This window comes from Bacillus sp. SA1-12, from assembly GCF_000981385.1.
In the GTDB taxonomy this organism is placed as follows: Bacteria; Bacillota; Bacilli; order Bacillales; family Bacillaceae; genus Metabacillus.
On record NZ_LATZ01000119.1, the window covers coordinates 297,242 to 317,308 of the forward strand.

Annotated in this window: 21 protein-coding genes and 1 other RNA gene; 19 read left to right on the forward strand and 3 right to left on the reverse strand. The window is 36.3% G+C overall.

The annotated features are described in order from the left end of the window. The first annotated feature begins 613 nt into the window (after positions 1 to 613). From WQ54_RS20865 to WQ54_RS20880, 4 genes are all read left to right on the forward strand, one after another. Positions 614 to 1,021, forward strand: a complete 408-nt coding sequence (locus WQ54_RS20865) for a VOC family protein (protein WP_231597597.1) — start codon at positions 614 to 616, stop codon at positions 1,019 to 1,021. A gap of 579 nt (positions 1,022 to 1,600) precedes the next feature. Then, a complete protein-coding gene (locus WQ54_RS20870) occupies positions 1,601 to 2,131 on the forward strand; it encodes a DUF4309 domain-containing protein (protein WP_046586951.1) in 531 nt (176 codons plus the stop codon). A 186-nt stretch (positions 2,132 to 2,317) separates the two neighbouring features. Continuing rightward, the gene (locus tag WQ54_RS20875) at positions 2,318 to 2,998 is read left to right on the forward strand and encodes an HAD family hydrolase (protein ID WP_046587346.1); all 681 of its coding nucleotides are present in this window, start codon (positions 2,318 to 2,320) and stop codon (positions 2,996 to 2,998) included. Between the two features lie 154 nt (positions 2,999 to 3,152). After that, positions 3,153 to 4,676, forward strand: a complete 1,524-nt coding sequence (locus WQ54_RS20880) for an alpha/beta fold hydrolase (protein ID WP_231597598.1) — start codon at positions 3,153 to 3,155, stop codon at positions 4,674 to 4,676. Between the two features lie 87 nt (positions 4,677 to 4,763). Here WQ54_RS20880 and ant(6) read toward each other — a convergent pair whose 3' ends face one another. Then, positions 4,764 to 5,624, reverse strand: a complete 861-nt coding sequence (gene ant(6) / locus WQ54_RS20885) for an aminoglycoside 6-adenylyltransferase (protein ID WP_046586952.1) — start codon at positions 5,622 to 5,624, stop codon at positions 4,764 to 4,766. Between the two features lie 620 nt (positions 5,625 to 6,244). Here ant(6) and WQ54_RS20890 point away from each other — a divergent pair. Beyond that, positions 6,245 to 6,994, forward strand: a complete 750-nt coding sequence (locus tag WQ54_RS20890; RefSeq protein WP_046586954.1) for a membrane protein — start codon at positions 6,245 to 6,247, stop codon at positions 6,992 to 6,994. Positions 6,995 to 7,040: 46 nt separating this feature from the next. Here the strand turns inward: WQ54_RS20890 and WQ54_RS20895 are convergent, their stop codons facing one another. Then, a complete protein-coding gene (locus WQ54_RS20895) occupies positions 7,041 to 7,469 on the reverse strand; it encodes a DUF2383 domain-containing protein (RefSeq protein WP_046586955.1) in 429 nt (142 codons plus the stop codon). 315 nt (positions 7,470 to 7,784) lie between these two features. Here WQ54_RS20895 and WQ54_RS20900 point away from each other — a divergent pair, with 315 nt between their 5' ends. The 8 genes from WQ54_RS20900 to WQ54_RS32045 all read left to right on the forward strand — a co-directional run bounded on the left by WQ54_RS20900 (position 7,785) and on the right by WQ54_RS32045 (position 14,137). After that, positions 7,785 to 8,663, forward strand: a complete 879-nt coding sequence (locus WQ54_RS20900; protein ID WP_046586958.1) for a serine/threonine protein kinase — start codon at positions 7,785 to 7,787, stop codon at positions 8,661 to 8,663. A 103-nt stretch (positions 8,664 to 8,766) separates the two neighbouring features. Beyond that, positions 8,767 to 9,468 carry an SAM-dependent methyltransferase gene (locus tag WQ54_RS20905; RefSeq protein WP_046586959.1) on the forward strand — a complete coding sequence of 234 codons (702 nt, stop codon included), beginning with the start codon at positions 8,767 to 8,769 and terminating at the stop codon, positions 9,466 to 9,468. 68 nt (positions 9,469 to 9,536) lie between these two features. Beyond that, the gene (locus WQ54_RS20910) at positions 9,537 to 10,061 is read left to right on the forward strand and encodes a DinB family protein (RefSeq protein ID WP_046586961.1); all 525 of its coding nucleotides are present in this window, start codon (positions 9,537 to 9,539) and stop codon (positions 10,059 to 10,061) included. A gap of 43 nt (positions 10,062 to 10,104) precedes the next feature. Beyond that, on the forward strand, positions 10,105 to 10,494 hold the full coding sequence (locus WQ54_RS20915; protein WP_046586963.1) for a tautomerase family protein: 390 nt from the start codon (positions 10,105 to 10,107) through the stop codon (positions 10,492 to 10,494). A gap of 140 nt (positions 10,495 to 10,634) precedes the next feature. After that, positions 10,635 to 11,363 (forward strand): GDSL-type esterase/lipase family protein, encoded by a 729-nt coding sequence (locus tag WQ54_RS20920; RefSeq protein ID WP_046586965.1) that lies wholly within the window; start codon positions 10,635 to 10,637, stop codon positions 11,361 to 11,363. 132 nt (positions 11,364 to 11,495) lie between these two features. Beyond that, positions 11,496 to 12,362 carry a gamma-glutamylcyclotransferase gene (locus tag WQ54_RS20925; protein WP_046586966.1) on the forward strand — a complete coding sequence of 289 codons (867 nt, stop codon included), beginning with the start codon at positions 11,496 to 11,498 and terminating at the stop codon, positions 12,360 to 12,362. 96 nt (positions 12,363 to 12,458) lie between these two features. Continuing rightward, positions 12,459 to 13,298 carry a pyridoxine/pyridoxal/pyridoxamine kinase gene (gene pdxK, locus WQ54_RS20930; RefSeq protein ID WP_046586967.1) on the forward strand — a complete coding sequence of 280 codons (840 nt, stop codon included), beginning with the start codon at positions 12,459 to 12,461 and terminating at the stop codon, positions 13,296 to 13,298. Between the two features lie 218 nt (positions 13,299 to 13,516). Beyond that, entirely contained in the window at positions 13,517 to 14,137 is a 621-nt protein-coding gene (locus tag WQ54_RS32045) for a cell wall hydrolase (protein WP_046586969.1), read from the forward strand. A 108-nt stretch (positions 14,138 to 14,245) separates the two neighbouring features. Here WQ54_RS32045 and rnpB read toward each other — a convergent pair. Continuing rightward, positions 14,246 to 14,640, reverse strand: an RNA gene (gene rnpB / locus WQ54_RS32935) — RNase P RNA component class B. A 251-nt stretch (positions 14,641 to 14,891) separates the two neighbouring features. On the opposite strand from rnpB, the gene WQ54_RS20940 reads away from it, so the two are divergent. The 6 genes from WQ54_RS20940 to WQ54_RS20965 all read left to right on the forward strand — a co-directional run bounded on the left by WQ54_RS20940 (position 14,892) and on the right by WQ54_RS20965 (position 19,968). Beyond that, entirely contained in the window at positions 14,892 to 15,236 is a 345-nt protein-coding gene (locus WQ54_RS20940) for a DUF3870 domain-containing protein (RefSeq protein ID WP_046586971.1), read from the forward strand. A gap of 279 nt (positions 15,237 to 15,515) precedes the next feature. Continuing rightward, on the forward strand, positions 15,516 to 16,199 hold the full coding sequence (locus WQ54_RS20945; protein ID WP_046586973.1) for a CoA transferase subunit A: 684 nt from the start codon (positions 15,516 to 15,518) through the stop codon (positions 16,197 to 16,199). Next, positions 16,196 to 16,846: a 3-oxoacid CoA-transferase subunit B gene (locus tag WQ54_RS20950; RefSeq protein ID WP_046586974.1), complete on the forward strand. Its 651-nt coding sequence runs from the start codon at positions 16,196 to 16,198 to the stop codon at positions 16,844 to 16,846. Before WQ54_RS20945 ends, WQ54_RS20950 begins: the two co-directional genes overlap by 4 nt. A gap of 3 nt (positions 16,847 to 16,849) precedes the next feature. Continuing rightward, positions 16,850 to 18,046 (forward strand): thiolase family protein, encoded by a 1,197-nt coding sequence (locus WQ54_RS20955; protein WP_046586976.1) that lies wholly within the window; start codon positions 16,850 to 16,852, stop codon positions 18,044 to 18,046. Positions 18,047 to 18,093: 47 nt separating this feature from the next. Next, positions 18,094 to 19,386, forward strand: a complete 1,293-nt coding sequence (locus tag WQ54_RS20960) for an Nramp family divalent metal transporter (RefSeq protein WP_084822216.1) — start codon at positions 18,094 to 18,096, stop codon at positions 19,384 to 19,386. 114 nt (positions 19,387 to 19,500) lie between these two features. After that, positions 19,501 to 19,968, forward strand: coding sequence for a DUF523 domain-containing protein (locus tag WQ54_RS20965; protein ID WP_046586977.1), 468 nt, complete (start codon positions 19,501 to 19,503; stop codon positions 19,966 to 19,968). Positions 19,969 to 20,067 lie beyond the last annotated feature (99 nt).

Genomic DNA, 20,067 nt, shown 5'->3' on the forward strand with positions numbered 1-20,067 from the left:
CCATATTACATGTAAATTTATTTTCTAATAATCTGCTTACATCTGATAGAGATAAGGATGTATGTCTTGTAATTCTATTTCAAACTCCTTTCAATAAAATATATGGAATATAAATAGATTTACTGGACTAAATAGTCGAAGAGTTGTTTGGAACATAAAAATACTATAACACCCACTACAAATCTATCTCATAGGAGAAAGAATGGGAGATGATTACTTCTGAGAGAGGATTGAATTTATGACTAGGGGAAGGCCATAACATTGTTCTTCAACCATGTCATGTCAGAAATACAAAACAAAATCAGGGGCAGGAGAAATCGGGATCTTTAAACCATTTCAACAGCTACGATTAACTAGGCAAAAAGTAGAATGGGAAATACCTTCTATTGTTCAAGTACGTATAATCTCGAAGACAATTAATAAAACTACCATTCGTTTTCATCAAGAAAATCTTTTCAATAAAGATGTTAGAGAAGAAATGAAAGTATATTAGGGAAAAGTTCAAGATAGTATAAGGGAATGGTTATAAAATTAAATTAATATCCTATTTAAATTAAAAATTCTTTAAAATACGGATCAATGTCATGCATATTATTATAAGGGGAATCCAAATTTGCAGAACAATCAAAAGGCATTGGGAAAAATTAAAGGTTCATCCATTATTTTATTGGTAAAAGACATAATACAGTCTTCAGAATTTTATCGGGATCTTTTAGGATTTGATTATGAGGAAATCGGCTTAGATGAAATGAAACACGTACATGTTTCAAGAGATCAGCTAACTTTTATTTTACATCCTGCTAGTAAATCTGCTGATGTTCGCCCTTTATCATCACTTCAAGGCGGTCCACAATGGGATGCCTTTGCGTATTCTGATACAATTGATTTACTGTTTAATGAGTTTAAAGCAAAAGATGTAGAAATTGTTTATGGTTTATATCTAGATCCTCATTGGAATGAATTTGCCATTCGAGATAGAGATGGATATGTTATTGCGTTTGGAGGTAAAGCAAGCAATTAAAATGAAAAATAATAAATTACATAGATCTTTATAAGTGGCTGTTTTGCAAACTTTGTTGCTATTTACAAAGTAAATCGAAGTGATTGATTGGAGCATTAGATAATTGTTTCCTGTGGGTGGGAGGTGAGCTAATTCGGTGTAAACTTCTACAAAAAGCCTCACCTGTTCCCGCCGCTCTAAGCAGCAGGAGTCTCGCTACCATCTCAAATCAACCTGAAACAGTTTTCGTCAATCAACCTATTTAAAAACAAAAGTCTCTTGGAAAAGAGCCTAATAAGATATCTCCTTTTACATCCTCTTCGTTAACTAAAATAATCCCACAATAAGTATTACTTACCCTTTTTATTAAGTGAGCAGGAACAGTACATTTGACTTATTTTCTGGTAAATTAGACCTTTTTTTGGGTTTGTTGCGACTTTTTTTAAAAAGAGACCGTTATATAGATGAAAATTTGTTAAAACGTACGAAAGGGGTGGGGAATCAAGGATATCGCGTTTTGATATCAAAGTAGATCAAAAAATCATTTTTGTTTTATAGGTTGTTACATTGAATCATTAATTGTGGAAAGGATGCGTAATATTGAAAAAAGATAATCTATTAATACGAGGCTTTTCGATTCTAACTCTTGTCTTCCTTTTGTTTAGTGGTGCTGCCTTTGCTACTGCTGCTACAGAATCATCTGAGACTCCAGACCTGTTGATTCGGAAAATTATGGGGTTAGCGTATGAAACCCAGCAAACGATCAGTAGTGGTCCATTTTCTGTTGGTGATTCTTTGAAAAAAGTTGAAAAAGAATGGGGTTCACCAGAGGATTTAAGTACAGTTGCAGCCAATTATTGGAGTAAGAATATTCGGTTTTTATATGACAATTCAACAGGCAGAAAAACAATTACAGGCATTGATGATTTTGATCCACAGCTGAAAACCATTCATTTATTTGATGTAAAGGAATTACTTGGAGAGCCTGTCAGCGAAGTAGAGCAAGAAGGAAATTACTATGTCACATACAGTGATAACGAAACTTATAAACTGACCTTTGTATTTGAAAGCGCTTGGATTAACCCGAATCCAACCCTTTCTCTATATACGCTCGAATCTGTAGACAAATAATATAGATATTCAAATATGGAATCGCCAAATCTTTAGTTGGGGCGGTTCCTTTTTTATATAAGCACTAAATGTATGGATACTCTTTATTTAAAATTTTCCAGTCTTATGATTTTAAATTAGTATGAAAAGAAGGAGGACTTTATTAAATGATCAAGAATGAATCAATAAAGGGAGTGTGATCTTTTGGTGATCAAAGCAGCACTATTTGATTTAGACGGGACCTTATTAAATAGAAATGAATCGGTAATCCATTTCATTAAACGCCAATATGAAAGATTACATAAAGAAGTTGGGCATATTCCAAAAGAGAAATATATTGCTAAATTCATTGAATTAGACCAACATGGATATGTCTGGAAGGACAAGGTGTATCAACAATTGGTTAATGAATTTAAGATTGAAAAGATCACCTGGGAAGACTTACTTTATGATTATGTAGGTGAATTTAAGAATAACTGTGTACCTTTTCCATATCTAATTGAGATGCTCGTGAACTTGAAAAATAAAAATCTGCATTTAGGAATAATTACTAATGGATATGGAAAGTTTCAAATGGATAATATCAAGGCGTTAGGCATAAAGGAATATTTTGATGTTATTTTAATTTCTGAATGGGAGGGTATGAAAAAGCCAGATCAGCGAATTTTTAAAAAGGCATTAGATCACCTTTCTATTTCTCCTCAAGAGGCCGTTTTTGTTGGTGATCATCCTGATAACGATGTAAAAGCTGCACGAAATGTTGGTTTAATCGGGGTTTGGAAAAAAGATGATCAATGGGATCGTGTCGAAGCAGATTTTATTGTAGAGGATTTGAGTGAATTGACTGAAGTGATTGAATGGATAAATTTATTTCCTGCGAATAGCTGAATAATTTCTAATGGACCTAAGATCTTTCTCTATCATTTATCTATTTCTTTTATCCTATTTTTTTATAAAAAAGGAAAATTTTGAAACCTCTTTCTATCATAATCGTAATGAAAAGAGTCAAGAAAACGAATAATGTTCATGGGGAGGTATTCTTTTGAAAAAAATAGTTCGAAAAAAGTGGCTCATCTTGGGGATGACGATTTCTTTATGTATTCCCACTATAGCAATGGGAAAGGAATCTGTTTCTGGATTGAGCTCAACAAACAAATCAATGAATATGATTGAACAAACAGAATCTATTGCAATGACAAAATCTATTAATCTACTAGGGATACCGACGTTTGTTACGAAAGAGCAAAGTGAAGCCCTCAAAAAAGATCTAAATGTGGCAAATTACAAACAAAAGGATCGTTATGTTCATAGTGCAGTCCAATTTGTGACGACTATGGAGGCTGGAAATTATAGACAAGCAGTGAAATTCTCATCACACGCACTAAAGAAATCGATTTCTGAACAATGGCTGGAGATTTACTGGAATACTGTTTTACAACAGCTGCAGCCTCAATTTGGATCATTTATTGGGATCGGCGGAGCAGAGGTGATAGAGTCAAATAAAATCCACACAAATGTTGACGTTGTGCTTCAATTTGAACGAGGAGCATATCCATTTACCATTAGATTGGACAAATCTGGAAAAGTTAATGATTTTCTTTTAAATAGTTTTTTCGGACCATCCTCAGCAGATCCTGATTACAGTAATCCCGATTCGTTTACTGAAAAAGACGTTGTGATCGGAAAAGGGGATTTTGCCCTGCCTGGAAAGCTGTCCATTCCTAAAGGTAAGGGACCTTTTCCAGTGGTCGTACTTGTTCAAGGATCAGGAGCAAGTGACAAAGATGAAACTGCCTATGCTTTAAAACCTTTCCGCGATTTGGCTCACGGGCTGGCTTCAAAAGGAATTGCGGTATTGCGTTATAATAAACGAACTTTTGAACATTCAGTAAAAACAACGGCAGATCAATATCATACTGTTGATAAAGAGACAACAACCGATGCACTTCTAGCAGCACGTTTCCTTGAAAAAGAGAAGATGATTGATGATGATCAAATTTATATACTTGGTCATAGTCAAGGTGGAATGATGGTGCCGCAAATGATCAACCAAGACAAAAGGCAAAACATTGCTGGTGCAATCGTAATGGGAGGGCCAGCACGAACCATACAGGATGTCATCCTTGAACAATTTGATTACCTGCTTTCAATAGGCCAATTGTCTCCTCAGGATGCTGGATTTTTTAAGGCACAATTTGCGATGCTAAATGATCCTAATTTCTCAGGAGATAACCCTCCAGCAGAATTTCAGCTTGGCCAGCCAGTGTATTGGGATTCGATAAATGATATTAAAGCTGCAAAGATGGCAAAACAACAAAATGAACCCTTATTAATTATTCAAGGTGAACGTGACTACCAGGTTTTATCAGATAAAGAAATTCCAATTTGGAAAGAGGAACTATCTGATCGAGACAATGTGGAATACAGGTTATATCCAAAGCTTAATCATTTCTTTACAGAAGGAGTAGGCGAAATGAGCACACCGATGGAATACTTTACTCCTGCTAACATTCCGGAATATGTTGTTATTGATATTGCAAATTGGGTAAAGTCTAAGGCTAATTAATAAATTGTTAAAAGGGCAGACCTACCTAAAAACACAAATAGACGAATCGTATGTTTTGTATATTGTGTTTAGGGTCTGTCCCTTTTATTAGTCATTTCTGTATTTCTGATGAATTCTATCTATATAAGCACTTACTTTTTCATCAAAGTCAGGATAGCGAAACCCATAAGTGCGTGCAACAAAATGAGAGGTTTCCCTAAATAGATCAAAACTCGTATAAAGTGCTTTCCACACTTTTTGATATGAACCCAGTTCGTATGTTACTAATAATCTATTCCATCTGTCTTCAGTGATATATTTCTGTAAGAACTTATCTGATTTGCCAATACTAAGTGAAAAATTAGTCTCAATCCCTACTTTCCATCGTAACATTGTAAGTAAATTCGGACGAAATGGACCGTTCATGAGATCCGCCGCAAAGAGAATTTCTTTTCTGGCAAGACCCTTCGCAACATATGTAGATGTCATCCAAAATTCATTACAACAATCTATAAACGATTGTTCGCTTGGCTTTTTAATATGATACATTCTGTCGGTTGGAAAGACAGGTTCTTTTATTAAATTATCTTTATCCAGCAGCACTTTAACAAGTCCATCATTATGTTCAAAATAGTCTTTAAACTCATTTAGAGGAATTAGTGTAAGATCGATTTTTGTGCCATCTTCAAAAATCATGAGATAAGAAAACCAATTTCCTAATTCAGGAGGAAACAATTCCATTGCTTCAGGTTTTTGCATGATGATCCTGTCTCCAAAATAGTTTAACCATTCATCACTTTTTTTAAAGAAGTCCATATCTGTAACAAAATAACTAAAATCATAATCCTGAAATTCATCTCTAGGAATATTTGCATTTGTTCGGGATCCTTCGAGTGTAAAGATTCTAATTTTCTCACATTGAATGGCAAAATTCATTCCTAAGTTCATCATTTCTACCTCGGTTCTCATAGACTTCACCTCTCTTACTTATAGTATCATTATAAAGCATGATGGATAATGTTTATATGAATTTTGAGAACGGTTTATTAGTAAAAGTTAAGAAGAGGATGAATCAGCTTGTAGAAAACCTAACAATACTAAAAAAATGTAGTAGATTCGAATATGAGTAAACATGTGAATGCAATCTTTTAGGAAGAATGAACAAGGTAGGCTATCTCGCTCGAGAGGATCATTTATCAGATAGTTAATGGAACAGAGGTGGAAAAGAACTGGTTTTACTGTTTTTTGTAATGGTTGATACGATTCTAATAGATATTTAAAACATAAGAAAGATCCTGAAAAGATCGGCGGCCTTTCTAAGAATTTTTTATTTAACTATTTATCATAAAAAAATGTGAAACTAATTAAAGTGTCATGCGTATGAAATATAAGAAAAACAAAATGTCCAAAAATAATAAAAAAGGAAAAAGATCATGGAATTATTCCCGTTTCCTTGTTAAACGTTGAATAAGCATTCATAGAAATCGGGACAATAGGGTAAAAAGAAAAGACAAATGTTTTCGAATTCGACTGTAAAGGTTTGTTTTAGCTTTAACATAAAAGTAACTAAACTTTCTTAGGAGGAAAAGATGGATCTTACTTTATTATTGGAGTATGGCTGGGTTTTACTTATTTTGATTCTTTTAGAAGGCTTATTATCCGCTGATAATGCGTTAGTGTTAGCAGTTATGGCAAAGCATTTACCAGCAGAACAACAAAAAAGAGCGATTAATATTGGGTTGTTATTAGCGTTCGTATTTAGAATTGGTGCTATTTTTATTATTTCGTTTCTATACCATGTGTGGCAAGTCCAAGCAATCGGTGCTGCTTATTTAATATTTATAGCATTAAAGCATCTATTAAAAAAGCACGACGATGGAAAAGAGAAAAAAGTTAGAAGCTACCGTATGACAGTTGCACAAATTGCTTTAGCAGATATTGCATTTGCCGTTGATTCGATTTTGGCAGCAGTTGCTCTTGTCCTTGCCTTGCCGGATACACCAATGGGGAACATTGGCGGGATGGATGGTGCTAAATTTATTGTAATTTTATTAGGTGCGATTGCAGGATTGATTGTTATCCGATTCGCTGCAGGGTATTTCGTTAAGCTACTAACGAAACGACCTAGCTTGGAAACAGCTGCTATGTTGTTGGTTGGTTGGGTTGGGGTAAAGCTTTTAATGCATACGCTGGCTCACCCTGCCGTTCATATCATTTCACATGACTTTGTTGAGGGTCCAATTTGGAATACTATCTTCTGGACAGTGATGCTTCTGATTGCTTTAGGCGGCTGGTTTTTATCTAAAGAAAAAACAGAAATACCGAGTAAGGAACATTAACTTAAAAAAAGAAGACCAATTCTAAGAATGGTCTTCTTTTTTTGAGTTAATGTAATAATTTTCTCAATTGCTGAACATGTCTTCGGCTTGTATCAATTACTTCTTCAGCAATTTGCCTACTTTCAGGATCTAAATCACCTTTTACAAGCTCCTCAGAATAAGCAACACCATAGTTATCCATTCCCTTTAAAGCGTCCTCAATGATATCCTTTGTATCATCAGGCAGCATTACTTTATGCATAAAACTATGTATCGAGCCGGATACTCCTTCATCGTCAGCAGGAACACCGCCAAGGTTCTGGATTCTCTCAGCTATCTTCTGGGCATTTTGCTTCACTTCCTGTTGCATCGACTGAAAGTTTTTCTTCAATCCATTATCATCTACTGTTTGGATATAATGTTCAAGTGAGCGAATCCCCATAAATGTTCCTCTTAATAATGTATTTAATTCTTCAATTACAGTTTCATTTCTCATAAAATCACACTCCTTTGACCCTATTATGAGGCTGGTGGGTTGAATTATTCCTCGTTTATTCCAAAATGATCTAGATCTCTCATTAAAATGTTCCTTTTATGAGGAGGAATGGGGAAGAAAAAGGAGAATACAATGGTGAAAATCTGGTATGAGTTCTTTTTTAATAAAGAGATATTCCGATTGAGGTACGTGCACATGATGGAAATTTTCATCTATTGGAGGTATTTTTAGCTGTATCACTTCTTGATAAGGACTAAAGATTTGGATAAACGATGAGATAAACAAGACTGTCATCTTTTACTTAGGGAGGTACAAATGGATCATATTCAAAGTATAGGCCAGGTAAGTTTTAAATTAAAGGAACAGCATGATTTTAATTGGTTAAATCGTTTAGGTCATGTATTTTGTGTCTTTGCAGAACAGGATTCTGGAAACATCTCGTTCGGTGTTGAAAACAACGGGAGAAAAATATTTGTTAAGTATGCTGGTGCAAGGACCTTAGAGTATTCGGGGAAGCCTGGAGATGCCATCCAGAATGTAAGGAATTCAATTCCGGTATATGAAAATTTGAAGCATGGGCACTTGATTCAATTACTTGACCATTTTGAAGTAGAGAATGGATATGCTTTAGTGTTCGAGTGGTTTGAGGGGGAATGTCTCCATTCACATTGGTCTTTTCCGCCGCCGCATAAATATCATCACCCTGATTCGCCATTTTTTAGATTTAAACAATTGCCTGTTAATCAGCGTCTTGAAGCCTTAAGGAGTATATACGAATTTCATGTACATGTTGAAAAGAATAACTATGTTGCTGTTGATTTTTATGATGGAAGTATTTTATATGATTTTCGCAATCATATTACAAAGATTTGTGATATTGATTTATACAAACAGAAACCATTTATCAATACAATGGGCAGACTATGGGGGTCGTCAAGGTTTATGGCACCGGAAGAATTCGAATTTGGCGGGGAAATTGATGGACAAACAAATGTATTTAATATGGGTGCTATTGCCTTCGGGTTATTAGGCGGTGAGCTTGACCGTTCAATCTTAAAGTGGGATGCAGGTCAAGAGCTTTATGAAATAGCATTGAGGGCTGTTAATAAAGAAAAGAAAGATCGATATTCAACTGTAGAAGAATTTTTCTTTTATTGGGAAAACACTTCTAAAAATTTTATTTCGCAAAATTAAGATTTCTTTAAAAATGAGCAGCTATTTTGACTATTAAAAAGGTTAACATTTCCAATTGTCTGTGATAATATGGACTTAATTCTTTAAGAAGAGGTGAGATAAGTTGAGTAAAGTTGAGCAGAGTGCAATATTAGAGTTAGAACGAATTATTTTTATTGGAAGAACCTTTGAAGAGTACATGAAGATGTTTTTACTTTCAAAGGAAGAGCTAACAGGGAAGAAAATACTAGATTGTCCGGCAGGTGCTTGTTCATTTACGGCTGTCGGCAACAAATTAGGCTTCGATGTTACAGCCTGTGACATTGCCTACTTTCATTCGAGAGAAGACCTGAAAATGAAAGGGCTTCAAGATATCAATTATGCAATGGAGCATATGGAAGAAGCAAAAGACAATTATATTTGGAATTACTTTCAGGATTTACAAGATCTAAAAAAACACCGTCAAGATGCCTTAATCGACTGTACAGATGATATGAAAAAGGCAAATGAGCGATATGTTCCTGCTATACTGCCTATTCTGCCATTTAACACTGAAGAGTTTGACATTCTCCTGTCTGCCCATTTTTTATTTACCTATGCGGATCGACTAGATTACGATTTTCATAGCAAAACAATTAATGAATTATTGCGGGTAACAAAAGATGAGGTTCGTCTCTTCCCATTGGTCAACCTAGAAGGAAAACGATATGAACATTTAGATAAGTTAAAATCAAACCTTGCCGATAGGGGCTATGCTGTCGAAGAACTGAACGTCCCTTATGAGTTTCAGTCAAATGCGAACTCAATGTTAAAAATTAAAAAATAGATAGAAATGGCAACGTTCTGCGTTGTCTTTTCTATTGAAATAATATGCCATAGAAATGGGGACATGTCATGAATTTTACTTTGGAAGAAGCCATTGAGATACTGGAGCGGACACCGAAAACAATGGAGTCTTTTTTAGTTGGGTTGTCTGATGGCTGGTTACATTGTAATGAAGGGAAAGGGACCTGGAATGTCTCAGAAGTCATTGACCATCTCATTGAAGGCGAAAAAAATAATTGGATACCTAGATTAACAACAATTCTACAGGAAGGAGAAAGTAAACCATTTCCTGCATTTGATCGTTTTTCTCACTTGAATCAACGTTCAGAAAAATCGATAGCAGAAAAAGTCCAAGAATTTAAAACACTAAGAACACAAAACTTGTTAAAACTAAGGAATCTTATTACATCTGACTTACAACTTGAAATAACTGGATTCCATCCTGCATTTGGGGTTGTGAAGATAAGGGAATTACTTTCCACTTGGGTTGTTCATGATTTAACACATATCTCCCAAATTGTCCGGGTAATGGCTCAAAGATACAGGGTGGACGTTGGACCTTGGACTGAATATTTAGGTATCTTAAAAAAATAATTGAATATTTTGTTGCATTTTTGCAGAGAAAGGTGAGGAGAGCATGGGACAAATCAAAATATATGGAGTCAAGGAATATTTAAACCCAATAAAGGAAGCGCTTTCGGCGATAATTCATGATTGTATGGTGAAGGTGCTTAAAGTTCCTCAGGATAAAAAATTTCACCGCTTCTTTCCAATGGATAAGGAAAATTTTTATTTTCCTGAAGGAAGAACTGATGCTTACACTATCATTGAAATAAGTATGTTTGAAGGAAGATCAGTAGACGCTAAAAAGAAATTAATAAAGCTTTTATTTGAACGTATCGATCATGAACTGAATATTTCTCCTCAGGATATTGAAGTGACATTATTTGAAACACCTAAACATAACTGGGGAATTAGGGGATTAACCGGGGATGAATTAATATTGGATTATAAAATACATGTATAGAGCTTTTGAGTTAATTAATTTAGAATTAAAAAGAAGTATGCATCCCTTTTTTTAAGCAATACTGGGAATAAATGAAGGAATATTATTTATAATTAACGTATTTTCTTGCAAAGATAAAAATCATTGTAAGGGTGAATGAGATGAAGGTAAGAAAAAAGATTATTAGCATCTTTATTTTGGTGACAATTTTTGCTTTTTTACCATTTAGTACTTTTGCGAAAGAATTACTTAAGGAACAAGTGGATTATGTTTCATTAGGTGATTCTCTTGCTGCAGGACAAACACCATATAAACAAATTGGTGATGGATATGCTGATTATTTAAGGGACCGATTCGAACAATCTAATTATCAAGTCAGCTTAATGAAATACGGAGTATCAGGATATAAAACAGCCAATGTCATTAATCAATTAATGACAAACGAAAAAGGAATTCAAGAAGCTATTAAACAAGCCGAAGTTGTTACACTTGATATTGGTGCTAATGATTTACTTGCTTCCTTAACACAGATACAACGGGATCCTGCTCAGGCAAAGTATGCTTTAGAAGGAATACAAAATAATCTTTATGTTATTTTAGATAAAATTGGTCAACTAAATCCAAAGGCAAACGTGTATGTCATGGGCTACTATCATCCTTTCCCGCATTTATCTGAAGAACAGCAAGAAGCATTAACACCATTATTGGATGCATTAAATCAAACCATTCAAAGTGTTTCACAGGCTGCCAATGATACCTTCGTTCCTGTAGAAAATGTGATCGAAAAGCATGAGAAAGATTATATTCCAAATCCACAGGATATCCATTTAGCCCCAGAAGGTTATCAAGCTGTTGCTAAAGAGTTTTGGAAGCTAATCATGAAACAATAATGAGTTTATACCCTCTGTTGTAGGAGGGATTTTTTTATGGATTCTTTACACGTCATGCAATACTGCCTTCTAACGTATAGATAAAGGAAAGAAACCCCCGCAGATGAACAGTAGAAGGAAGGTGGTCATTCTATGAATAGTAGGTATAAGGTATTTGTATATGGTACGCTTCGTGAGCATGAATCAAATCACTATTTCTTAAAAGAAGCGTCATTCTTGGCAAGGCAATGCTGGACCTATGGAGTATTGTATGAAACGGGATTAGGCTATCCGGCAATGATACCGTCAAAGGACAAAAAAGTATATGGAGAATTATATGAAGTAAATGCCAAGCAACTTAAGGAGATCGATTTGTTTGAGGGTTATTTCGGTGATGGGAGAAAAAATCTCTACAACCGAATTACACAACCGGTATATACGGAAAAGGAGTGTGTTGAGGCCTTTGTATATGTTTTACCTGCTTCAGATAAAGAAGAATTACAAGGTATCGAAAGCGGTGATTGGAAATGTCATCAGTTTCTGAAGCATGAAAAGCTGCTCTATTTTGCATATGGCTCATGTATGGATCATGAGCGATTTGAGCTTGCTGGTGTAGGCCATCTTTTTACAAAGATAGTAGGTTGCGGTACAGCTGAAAATTATTCATTAGCCTATACACATAAAGCAATTGATGGAGGCAGAGCTGACCTGGTTGAATCGAATCAATTAGTGCAAGGTAAAGTTTTTGAAATTAATCAAGAAGCCATAATTTATTTATACAAAAGAGAAGGTGTAAAAAGTTGTATGTATCGCCCGGCATTTATTCCAATTCAAATCAATGGTGAAGTAGTTAAAAACGTCCTTGTTTTCCTTGTCGTTGAAAAAGCAGAGGAAATCGCACCACCTGACCATTATGCACGGGAAATTCTACGCGGTGCAAAGGGAATTGTTAGTAAAACATACTATAAAAAGCTGGAAGAGGAATTATTCAAAAAATTTCAATTGAAGATAACACTTTAATAATTGATGCGTGACTTTTTGGAATGACAGGGGTATCATATTAAAATAATCAGTAGGTTCTATATCATCGATTTTCTCATCATGGAGGTACATAATATGACAATGAAAAAAGCTTTAACAATTGCTGGATCTGACACAAGCGGTGGTGCGGGCATACAAGCAGATTTAAAAACGTTCCAAGAACTTGGTGTTTATGGAATGACATCCCTAACCGTTATCGCAACAATGGACCCAAAAAACCATTGGCATCATAGTGTTTTTCCGATTGCAAATGACGCATTAGAAGCACAGCTAGATACAGCTTTATCTGTCGGTATTGACGCTGTTAAAACTGGAATGCTCGGCACAGTTGAAACGATTGAAACAGCTGCTAGAAGAATAAAGGCGGCTGGTCTTGAAAAGATTGTCATCGATCCAGTCATGGTTTGTAAAGGGGAGGATGAAGTTCTTAATCCCGAAACAGCTGATGCATTACGAGAGGTGATCGTGCCGATAGCAACCGTAGTGACTCCTAACCTATTTGAAGCAAGTCAATTAGCGCAAACTGGCCCAATCAAAACCATTGATGAAATGAAAGAAGCGGCAGTAAAAATTAATCAGCTTGGTGCTAAATATGTTGTGATCAAAGGCGGCAGTAAATTACAGTATGACAAAGCAGTTGATTTATTATTTGATGGCAAGGATTTTAAGCTGTATGAAAATGAAAAAATTGATACGACCTATATTCATGGAGCAGGCTGTACATTTTCTGCTGCTATTACAGCTGAACTCGCAAAAGGGAAATCTGTTTTAGAAGCCATTGACGTTGCAAAAGCTTTTATTACAGAAGCGATCCGCCACGGCTGGAAGTTAAATGAGTATGTAGGACCAACAATGCATGGTGCATACAGATTGTACGGTGCAGGACGCTTAGAATCTGAACAGCTAGTTAAATAATCAAGAACAAAGATAAGGGTAACTCGAATCAACTCGAGTTACCCTTTTTTATTTTTGTACGAAATATACAAATCAGTGAATTGTAAACTTTCTTTCATCCCCTTCTGACAACATTGGTAAAAATGCCAATCATTCACTAATGTTTTGCACTTGTAAACCTGTTAGCCTTGTACTTGGGCCTGTTTCTTTCAAAAAAAATAAAACAGGAGGTTTACAACATGAAAAAATTTCGTATCTTAACTCTTTCTCTGGCATTTTTAATTTCATATACTGTATATCCAACAAATTCTTCACACGCTGAAAAAATAGATTCTATTAAGACTGGTGACACGTTGCATTTAATGATGGAAAAACATGATATCGACATGAAGGAAACAGAAGTTGTGGACGTACGTTTCTTAGAAAATGAACAACCAATTGCAGAACCAAAGCTGCTTGTTGAAAAGAAAGAGCAAAAGAAAGAAGAAGAGGAAACTCTATCACTGACTAAAAAAGAAAAGAATTTACTTGCACGTCTTGTTCATGCAGAAGCAAAGGGTGAACCTTTTGCTGGAAAAGTGGCCGTTGCAACTGTTGTGCTGAATCGTGTTGAAAATGAACAGTTCCCGGATACTGTGAAAGAAGTCATTTATGAGAAGAATGCATTTGAACCTGTTCAAAATGGTTCCATTAATGAACCTGCAAACAAAGAAGCACAAAAAGCAGTTCAAGAAGCGCTGGAGAATGAAGATAAAAACGATGAATTATTATACTTTTATAATCCGGAAACAGCAACGAGTGATTGGATTTTAACTCGAGAAGTAGTAAAAACGATCGGTAATCATGCATTTGCTATTTAATAAGTGCGTACAGCATATTTGCTGACGCACTTTTTTAGTTATATAAAAAAAGCAAAAAAAATAACCTTCACAATGAAGGTTTGCGTGTACGTTCCTGTTCGATTAATGTTCGATAAGCCATGTTTTGTTCCTTTGTACTCAAGCAGTTTTAACCTCGTACTCAGGTGGTAATCATCTATCTACAGAGCAAAAGCTCTGTCCTTCCATCCGTTTAGATTCCTTCAGGAAGATTCCCCTACCAATAATTTTGGGTTTCTCGCTCGTGGGGTTTACCGCGTTCCATCTTATTGGTTTCCCAATAAGCTTCGTCACTGTGGCACTTTCAGGGATACTCGGCCATATCTTAAAAGACTTAGGCGTTTTTTCCCGCCGTCAATTCAGCCAAAAAGCCAAATTGCCCTAACTTATTATTTCGTTAGGCACGATCACTACAGGCATCTCAGCACTGTGCGAGCATGGACTTTCCTCTGCAGCAACGAATGCTGCAGCGATTACCTGAACATTAATTCAGTTAGCGTACAACATTAAGTATAGTAAAGTTTAAATGTTAGATCAAACGTAATTATTGGCAAAGAATTTAAAATTTGGATTCATTTATTTTCATTTTCGAGAAAGCTATGTTAAAGAGATAGAAAGAAGAAGCAACTATAGTTTATCTTAAGGTTTATAAAATAAATACAGAATATAAAATTCTCCTTTTTTCCTTTAAAATAAAATAGAAAGCATTTTAAAGATAAAGGGGATACTAACAATCATGACGGAACAATTAAAAATGAAAACAGTGCTTGTAACTGGATATGCAAAAGCCCCACAAGGGAGTGCAATGTTTGAAATTTATAAAACTTCGGGAATTGTGTTGGAAATTGATTATGAAACAAATGTCATTGTCAATGCAGAGTTTACCTTTGTAACAAATCTTGCACGGGATTTTTTGAGCAGATTAATTGTGGGCTATGATTTGTCAAAAGGATTGGAATCACTGATTCAAAGAATAGAGGCCCACTACTATACTCAATCAACAAACTCTGTAATTGTAGCAGTAAAAGCCGCGTATAAACGATACATGGAAAAAAAGAAAAAAATTGAAGAGATTTCTTGAAACAGCTAGATGCATTTGTTAGGATAAAAATAGACGTAATTGAAAACGTTAACAAACTTACGGACGGATAGTGTCTTCTTAATGATGAAATACACCCATTTCATACGAATTAAGAAAGCCCAGCTTATCCATTGGAAGTAAGGAAATTTTTTTGTATTTCCTTTTTCTTATGGCCAAGACTGGGCTTTTTTGTATACTCCTAAAAGTCCAGCGAAGAGTGAAAATGTGCTAATGAAAAGGAATCGCAGTCATTCACAAGACGTAAAGGAGGAAAATAGAGTGGGAAAAACGAGATCAGTTGAAGAAGCGATCTTTCCAATCACATCAGGATCGACAATTATGGTAGGCGGCTTTGGACTTGTGGGAGCACCTTTAACCTTAATTGAGGCGCTCACAATCCATAACGCTGATATGCTAACAATTATTAGCAATAATTTAGGTGAGGAAGGTAAGGGGCTTGGAGAGCTACTTAGACAAGGAAAGATAAAAAAAGCAATCGGCTCCTACTTTACAAGTAATCGGGAGGTGGCTGAAATGTATCATGCAGGAAAAATCGAAGTTCAGCTTTTACCTCAAGGTACTTTTTCCGAGTCAATTAGGGCGGGAGGAGCTGGAATCGGCGGTTATTACACACCAACTTCGGTTTCAACCGAACTTGCCATTGGGAAAGAGATTAGAGAAATTGATGGGAATTTATTCTGCTTTGAGCCTGCTTTAAAAGCAGATATTGCTCTAATTAAAGCACATAAAGCAGATGAATTAGGAAACCTGACTTACTATAAAACAGCAAGAAATTTTAACCCGGTGATGGCAACAGCAGCCAATTATGTGATCGCTGAAGTCGACGAAATCGTTGAGGTAGGCATGCTTAATCCTGAGGAAGTCGTGACACCGCATCTTTATGTTGATGCCCTGGTCTATAGTCAAAAAATCTTAACAAAAGAAGGGGTAATCACCATATGACTACAATTTTAAAACCAAAAGAAAACATTGCTATGCGTGCAGCAAAAGAATTACAAGAGGGAAATATCGTGAACCTTGGAATTGGTATCCCGACACTTGTCAGCAAGTATATTGATTCACCTTCGATTCATTTACACACAGAAAATGGTTTATTAGGTGTAGATGATTTAAAGCAAGATATCGATCCATTGCTGGTTAATGCAGGTAAACTTCCTGTAGGTGAAGCGAGCGGGGCGTCATATTTTGATAGTGCGGATTCATTTGCGATGATCCGTGGCGGTCATATTGATGTTGCGATTTTAGGTGCGCTTCAAGTAGATGAAACGGGATTAATTGCAAACTGGGCAATACCGGGTGAAACGATAATGGGTGTCGGTGGGGCAATGGATTTAATGAGTGGAGCCAAGAAAATCATCGTGACGACCAACCATACAAATAAAAAGGGAGAACCAAAGTTAGTTAAAACATGCACATACCCAATCACTTCTATTCGGAAAGTAGATATGATCATCACAGAATTAGCTGTTTTTGCATTGCAAGAAAACAAGTTAACACTGATTGAATTAATGCCAGGTGCTACTCTTGATGAGGTAAAAAGAAAAACAGAAAGTGAATTTTCCATTGCTGAAACTGTAAAGGGGGGATAAAACATGGAAAATGAGGTTTTTGTAATAAGTGCTCATAGAACACCGATTGGAAAAATAGGAGGAGCTTTTGCTAATATCCAGCCTGATGGGCTGTTGCTTCCATTATATGATGATATTCGTTCAAAGCAGTTGATTCCGTTGGAGACCATCAATGAGGTGATCATCGGACAGGCTAAGCAAACACAAGACCAATCAAATATTGCGCGTTACTCCCTGCTTTCAGCCAGGTTTCCTGAATCAATACCAGGATACACTGTTAATCGCCAATGCGGTTCAGGAATGCAAGCTATCCAAAATGCATACATGGGAATAAAAGCAGGATTGGCTGACGTGGTGATTGCCGGCGGGGTAGAAAGCATGAGCACCGCCCCTTATTATCTGAGAAGTGCTCGATTTGGTTATCGCTCAGGGAACGCTGAGTTATTAGATCCTAATAAAGAAAGCCAGCCTGGTTCACAGCCATCTGACATATACGGTAGGTTGACAATGGGTCTAACTGCTGAGAACCTTGTGCAGGATTATGACATAAGTCGGAAGGAACAGGATGTTTTCGCATTGAATAGTCAACAAAAGGCAGCAAATGCTATTCAAAATGATCTCTTTAAGAATGAGATCATTCCTGTCAATGTGCCGCAAAGAAAAGGAGTACCAAAACCAATTTCGCAGGATGAACATCCAAGAGAAACCAATCTTGACATGCTTGCTTCACTTAAACCCGTCTTTCTTGAAGGGGGAACCGTAACAGCAGGTAATTCATCGGGATTGAATGATGGCGCTTCCATGCTCTTGCTTGTGTCGAAGCAGGTTCTCAAACAGTACAACTTATCACCGCTAGCCAAAATCATCGGTATCGGAGTGAGCGGGGTAGCACCAGATCGAATGGGCATCGGTCCAGTTCAGGCATCTAGATATGCCTTGCAATCAGCTTCTTTAACGTTGGACGACATCGATTTAATCGAATTAAATGAAGCATTTGCTGCACAGTCACTTGCTGTCATAAAAGAACTACAGTGTCCTTTAGAAAAGGTAAATGTCAATGGGGGTGCAATCGCATTAGGTCACCCGATCGGAAACAGCGGCTCTAGAATCTGTGTTTCGCTGATCCATGCACTTCGTTACCGGAAGAAAAAATATGGTTTAGCAACTCTTTGTACTGCTGGAGGACAAGGGATTGCAACTGTAATTGAAAATTGTATGTAGGAAAATGGAGTGAGACAGCCAATAACTTAAAATAAGGGGGTAAAAAAATGAAAAACGAAATAGAAGTAAATAATGGGAGACAACCAGGACAAACATATACACCGCCAAGAACCATAAAAGAGAAATTGTCCAATGTTGGACCGGGCCTTGCTGTAGCTGCCACAGGAGTTGGAACTGCGGATATGATTACCGCCATTGTCTTAGGGACATCTTTTGGAATGACCTTTGTATGGGCGATTATCGTTGGTTCAGTCTTAAAATACTTTTTAAATGAAGGCGTAGGTCGCTGGTATTTGGCAACAGGGAAGACGATATTAGAAGGATGGCGCTCACTAGGGAACTGGGCAACAGGTTATTTTAGCACTTATTCTGTTATATGGGGATTTGTTTATGGAGCTGCAGCCGCTTCTACCTGCGGGATGGCGATGGAAGCGATGTTTCCGATTATGCCAATTTGGGGCTGGTCGATTGTTCATTCTGTTGTTGGCTTCCTCCTCGTCTTTACTGGAAGGTATCTTCTTTTTGAAAAAATAATGACAGCTTTAATTGCGATTATGTTTATTACAATCATTGGAACGGCTCTATTATTTTTACCCAGCCTAGGAGAATTTGCAGGCGGTTTTGTTCCAAGGGTTCCAGAAGGATCGTTTATGATGGCACTCGGATTAATTGGCGGTGTCGGCGGGACGATTACAATGGCTTCATACGGATACTGGCTGAAAGAAAAGAAATGGCAAGGAAGCAGCTGGATTTCAACAATGAGAACAGATTCCAAGGTGGCTTATACCGTTACTGCGATTTTTACGATGGCTTCCTTAATTATCGGAGCCCAGTTTTTATTTGGAACAGGCGTTACAATCAGCGGCGATCAAGGCTTAGTCACTCTGGCGCAAATGCTTGGTGATGAATTTGGTGCACCGCTTCGCTGGTTATTCTTACTTGCTTTTTGGTCTGCAGCATTTAGTTCCTTATTAGGTGTATGGAATGGAGTCCCATATCTTTTTGCTGATTTTATAAGAATTTTAAAGGCACGTAAAAATAAAGCCTATGAAACAAAATCTGTTGAAGAAACAGATCCAGCCTATCGCTTTTACTTAGCATGGCTTTCCTTTCCTCCATTGATTCTATTATTCTTTGGAAAACCGGTACAATTAATTATTATTTATGGTGCACTAGGAGCCTTATTCATGCCTTTTTTAGCAATATCATTAGTCATTTTACTTAATTCCAAAAAAGTAGCGGCTGAATACCGAAATAAATGGGTAGCAAACAGTGTGTTAATTGGCTGTGTCATAATGTTTGTTTTTTTAGCCATCACACAGCTTATGGAAACATTTTAATTGTTGTGATGGTAGTCGCAGTAAATAGCTGCGGCTTTTTTCTATTTTAAAAAAGGATATGAAAATCAAAAATCGAATAAGTTATGATCACATGAGGAGAGGAGTAGAACATCAATGATTGTAATTAGCTCTTGTTTAGCTGGTTTAAAAGTAAGGTACAATGGTACTCACTCTTTAGAACAAGAGATTTCAAAGTTAATAAACGAAAACAAAGCCATATCGGTTTGCCCTGAATTGTTAGGAGGCTTTACAACTCCCAGAGAACCGGCAGAAATCGTCGGTGGTAACGGGGAAGATGTTTTGGATGGGAAAGCAAAAGTGTTTGAGAAATCTGGCAGGGATGTGACCGAGCAATACTTAAAGGGTGCTTATGATACCTTAAATAAAGTAAAGGAAGTACAAGCATCTATCGTAGTGCTCAAGGAGGATAGTCCATCATGCGGCAGTTCAAAGATTTACAGTGGTCGATTTAAAGGGGAGAAAATTCCCGGAATGGGCGTGACTTCTGCTTTATTAAAAAGGAATGGAGTACAAGTAATTTCAGAAAAACAATATATCAAAGGCTTAAGCGAAGATAAGTAATATAAAAAAATCATAATAAATCATTCCATTTAAAAAATGTTAAAAAATGTTTTAATTAGAAGAGTTGGACATATCTTTTTTATAAGACATTTAAAAGGA

Bases quoted from the DNA above. Each gene is read 5' to 3' on its own strand.
- WQ54_RS20890 (WP_046586954.1), top strand. From the start codon at position 6,245: ATGGATCTTACTTTATTATTGGAGTATGGCTGGGTTTTACTTATTTTG.
- WQ54_RS20895 (WP_046586955.1), bottom strand. From the start codon at position 7,469: ATGAGAAATGAAACTGTAATTGAAGAATTAAATACATTATTAAGAGGA.
- WQ54_RS20900 (WP_046586958.1), top strand. From the start codon at position 7,785: ATGGATCATATTCAAAGTATAGGCCAGGTAAGTTTTAAATTAAAGGAA.
- WQ54_RS20910 (WP_046586961.1), top strand. From the start codon at position 9,537: ATGAATTTTACTTTGGAAGAAGCCATTGAGATACTGGAGCGGACACCG.
- WQ54_RS20915 (WP_046586963.1), top strand. From the start codon at position 10,105: ATGGGACAAATCAAAATATATGGAGTCAAGGAATATTTAAACCCAATA.
- WQ54_RS20920 (WP_046586965.1), top strand. From the start codon at position 10,635: ATGAAGGTAAGAAAAAAGATTATTAGCATCTTTATTTTGGTGACAATT.
- WQ54_RS20925 (WP_046586966.1), top strand. From the start codon at position 11,496: ATGAATAGTAGGTATAAGGTATTTGTATATGGTACGCTTCGTGAGCAT.
- pdxK (WP_046586967.1), top strand. From the start codon at position 12,459: ATGACAATGAAAAAAGCTTTAACAATTGCTGGATCTGACACAAGCGGT.
- WQ54_RS32045 (WP_046586969.1), top strand. From the start codon at position 13,517: ATGAAAAAATTTCGTATCTTAACTCTTTCTCTGGCATTTTTAATTTCA.
- WQ54_RS20940 (WP_046586971.1), top strand. From the start codon at position 14,892: ATGACGGAACAATTAAAAATGAAAACAGTGCTTGTAACTGGATATGCA.
- WQ54_RS20950 (WP_046586974.1), top strand. From the start codon at position 16,196: ATGACTACAATTTTAAAACCAAAAGAAAACATTGCTATGCGTGCAGCA.
- WQ54_RS20955 (WP_046586976.1), top strand. From the start codon at position 16,850: ATGGAAAATGAGGTTTTTGTAATAAGTGCTCATAGAACACCGATTGGA.
- WQ54_RS20960 (WP_084822216.1), top strand. From the start codon at position 18,094: ATGAAAAACGAAATAGAAGTAAATAATGGGAGACAACCAGGACAAACA.
- WQ54_RS20965 (WP_046586977.1), top strand. From the start codon at position 19,501: ATGATTGTAATTAGCTCTTGTTTAGCTGGTTTAAAAGTAAGGTACAAT.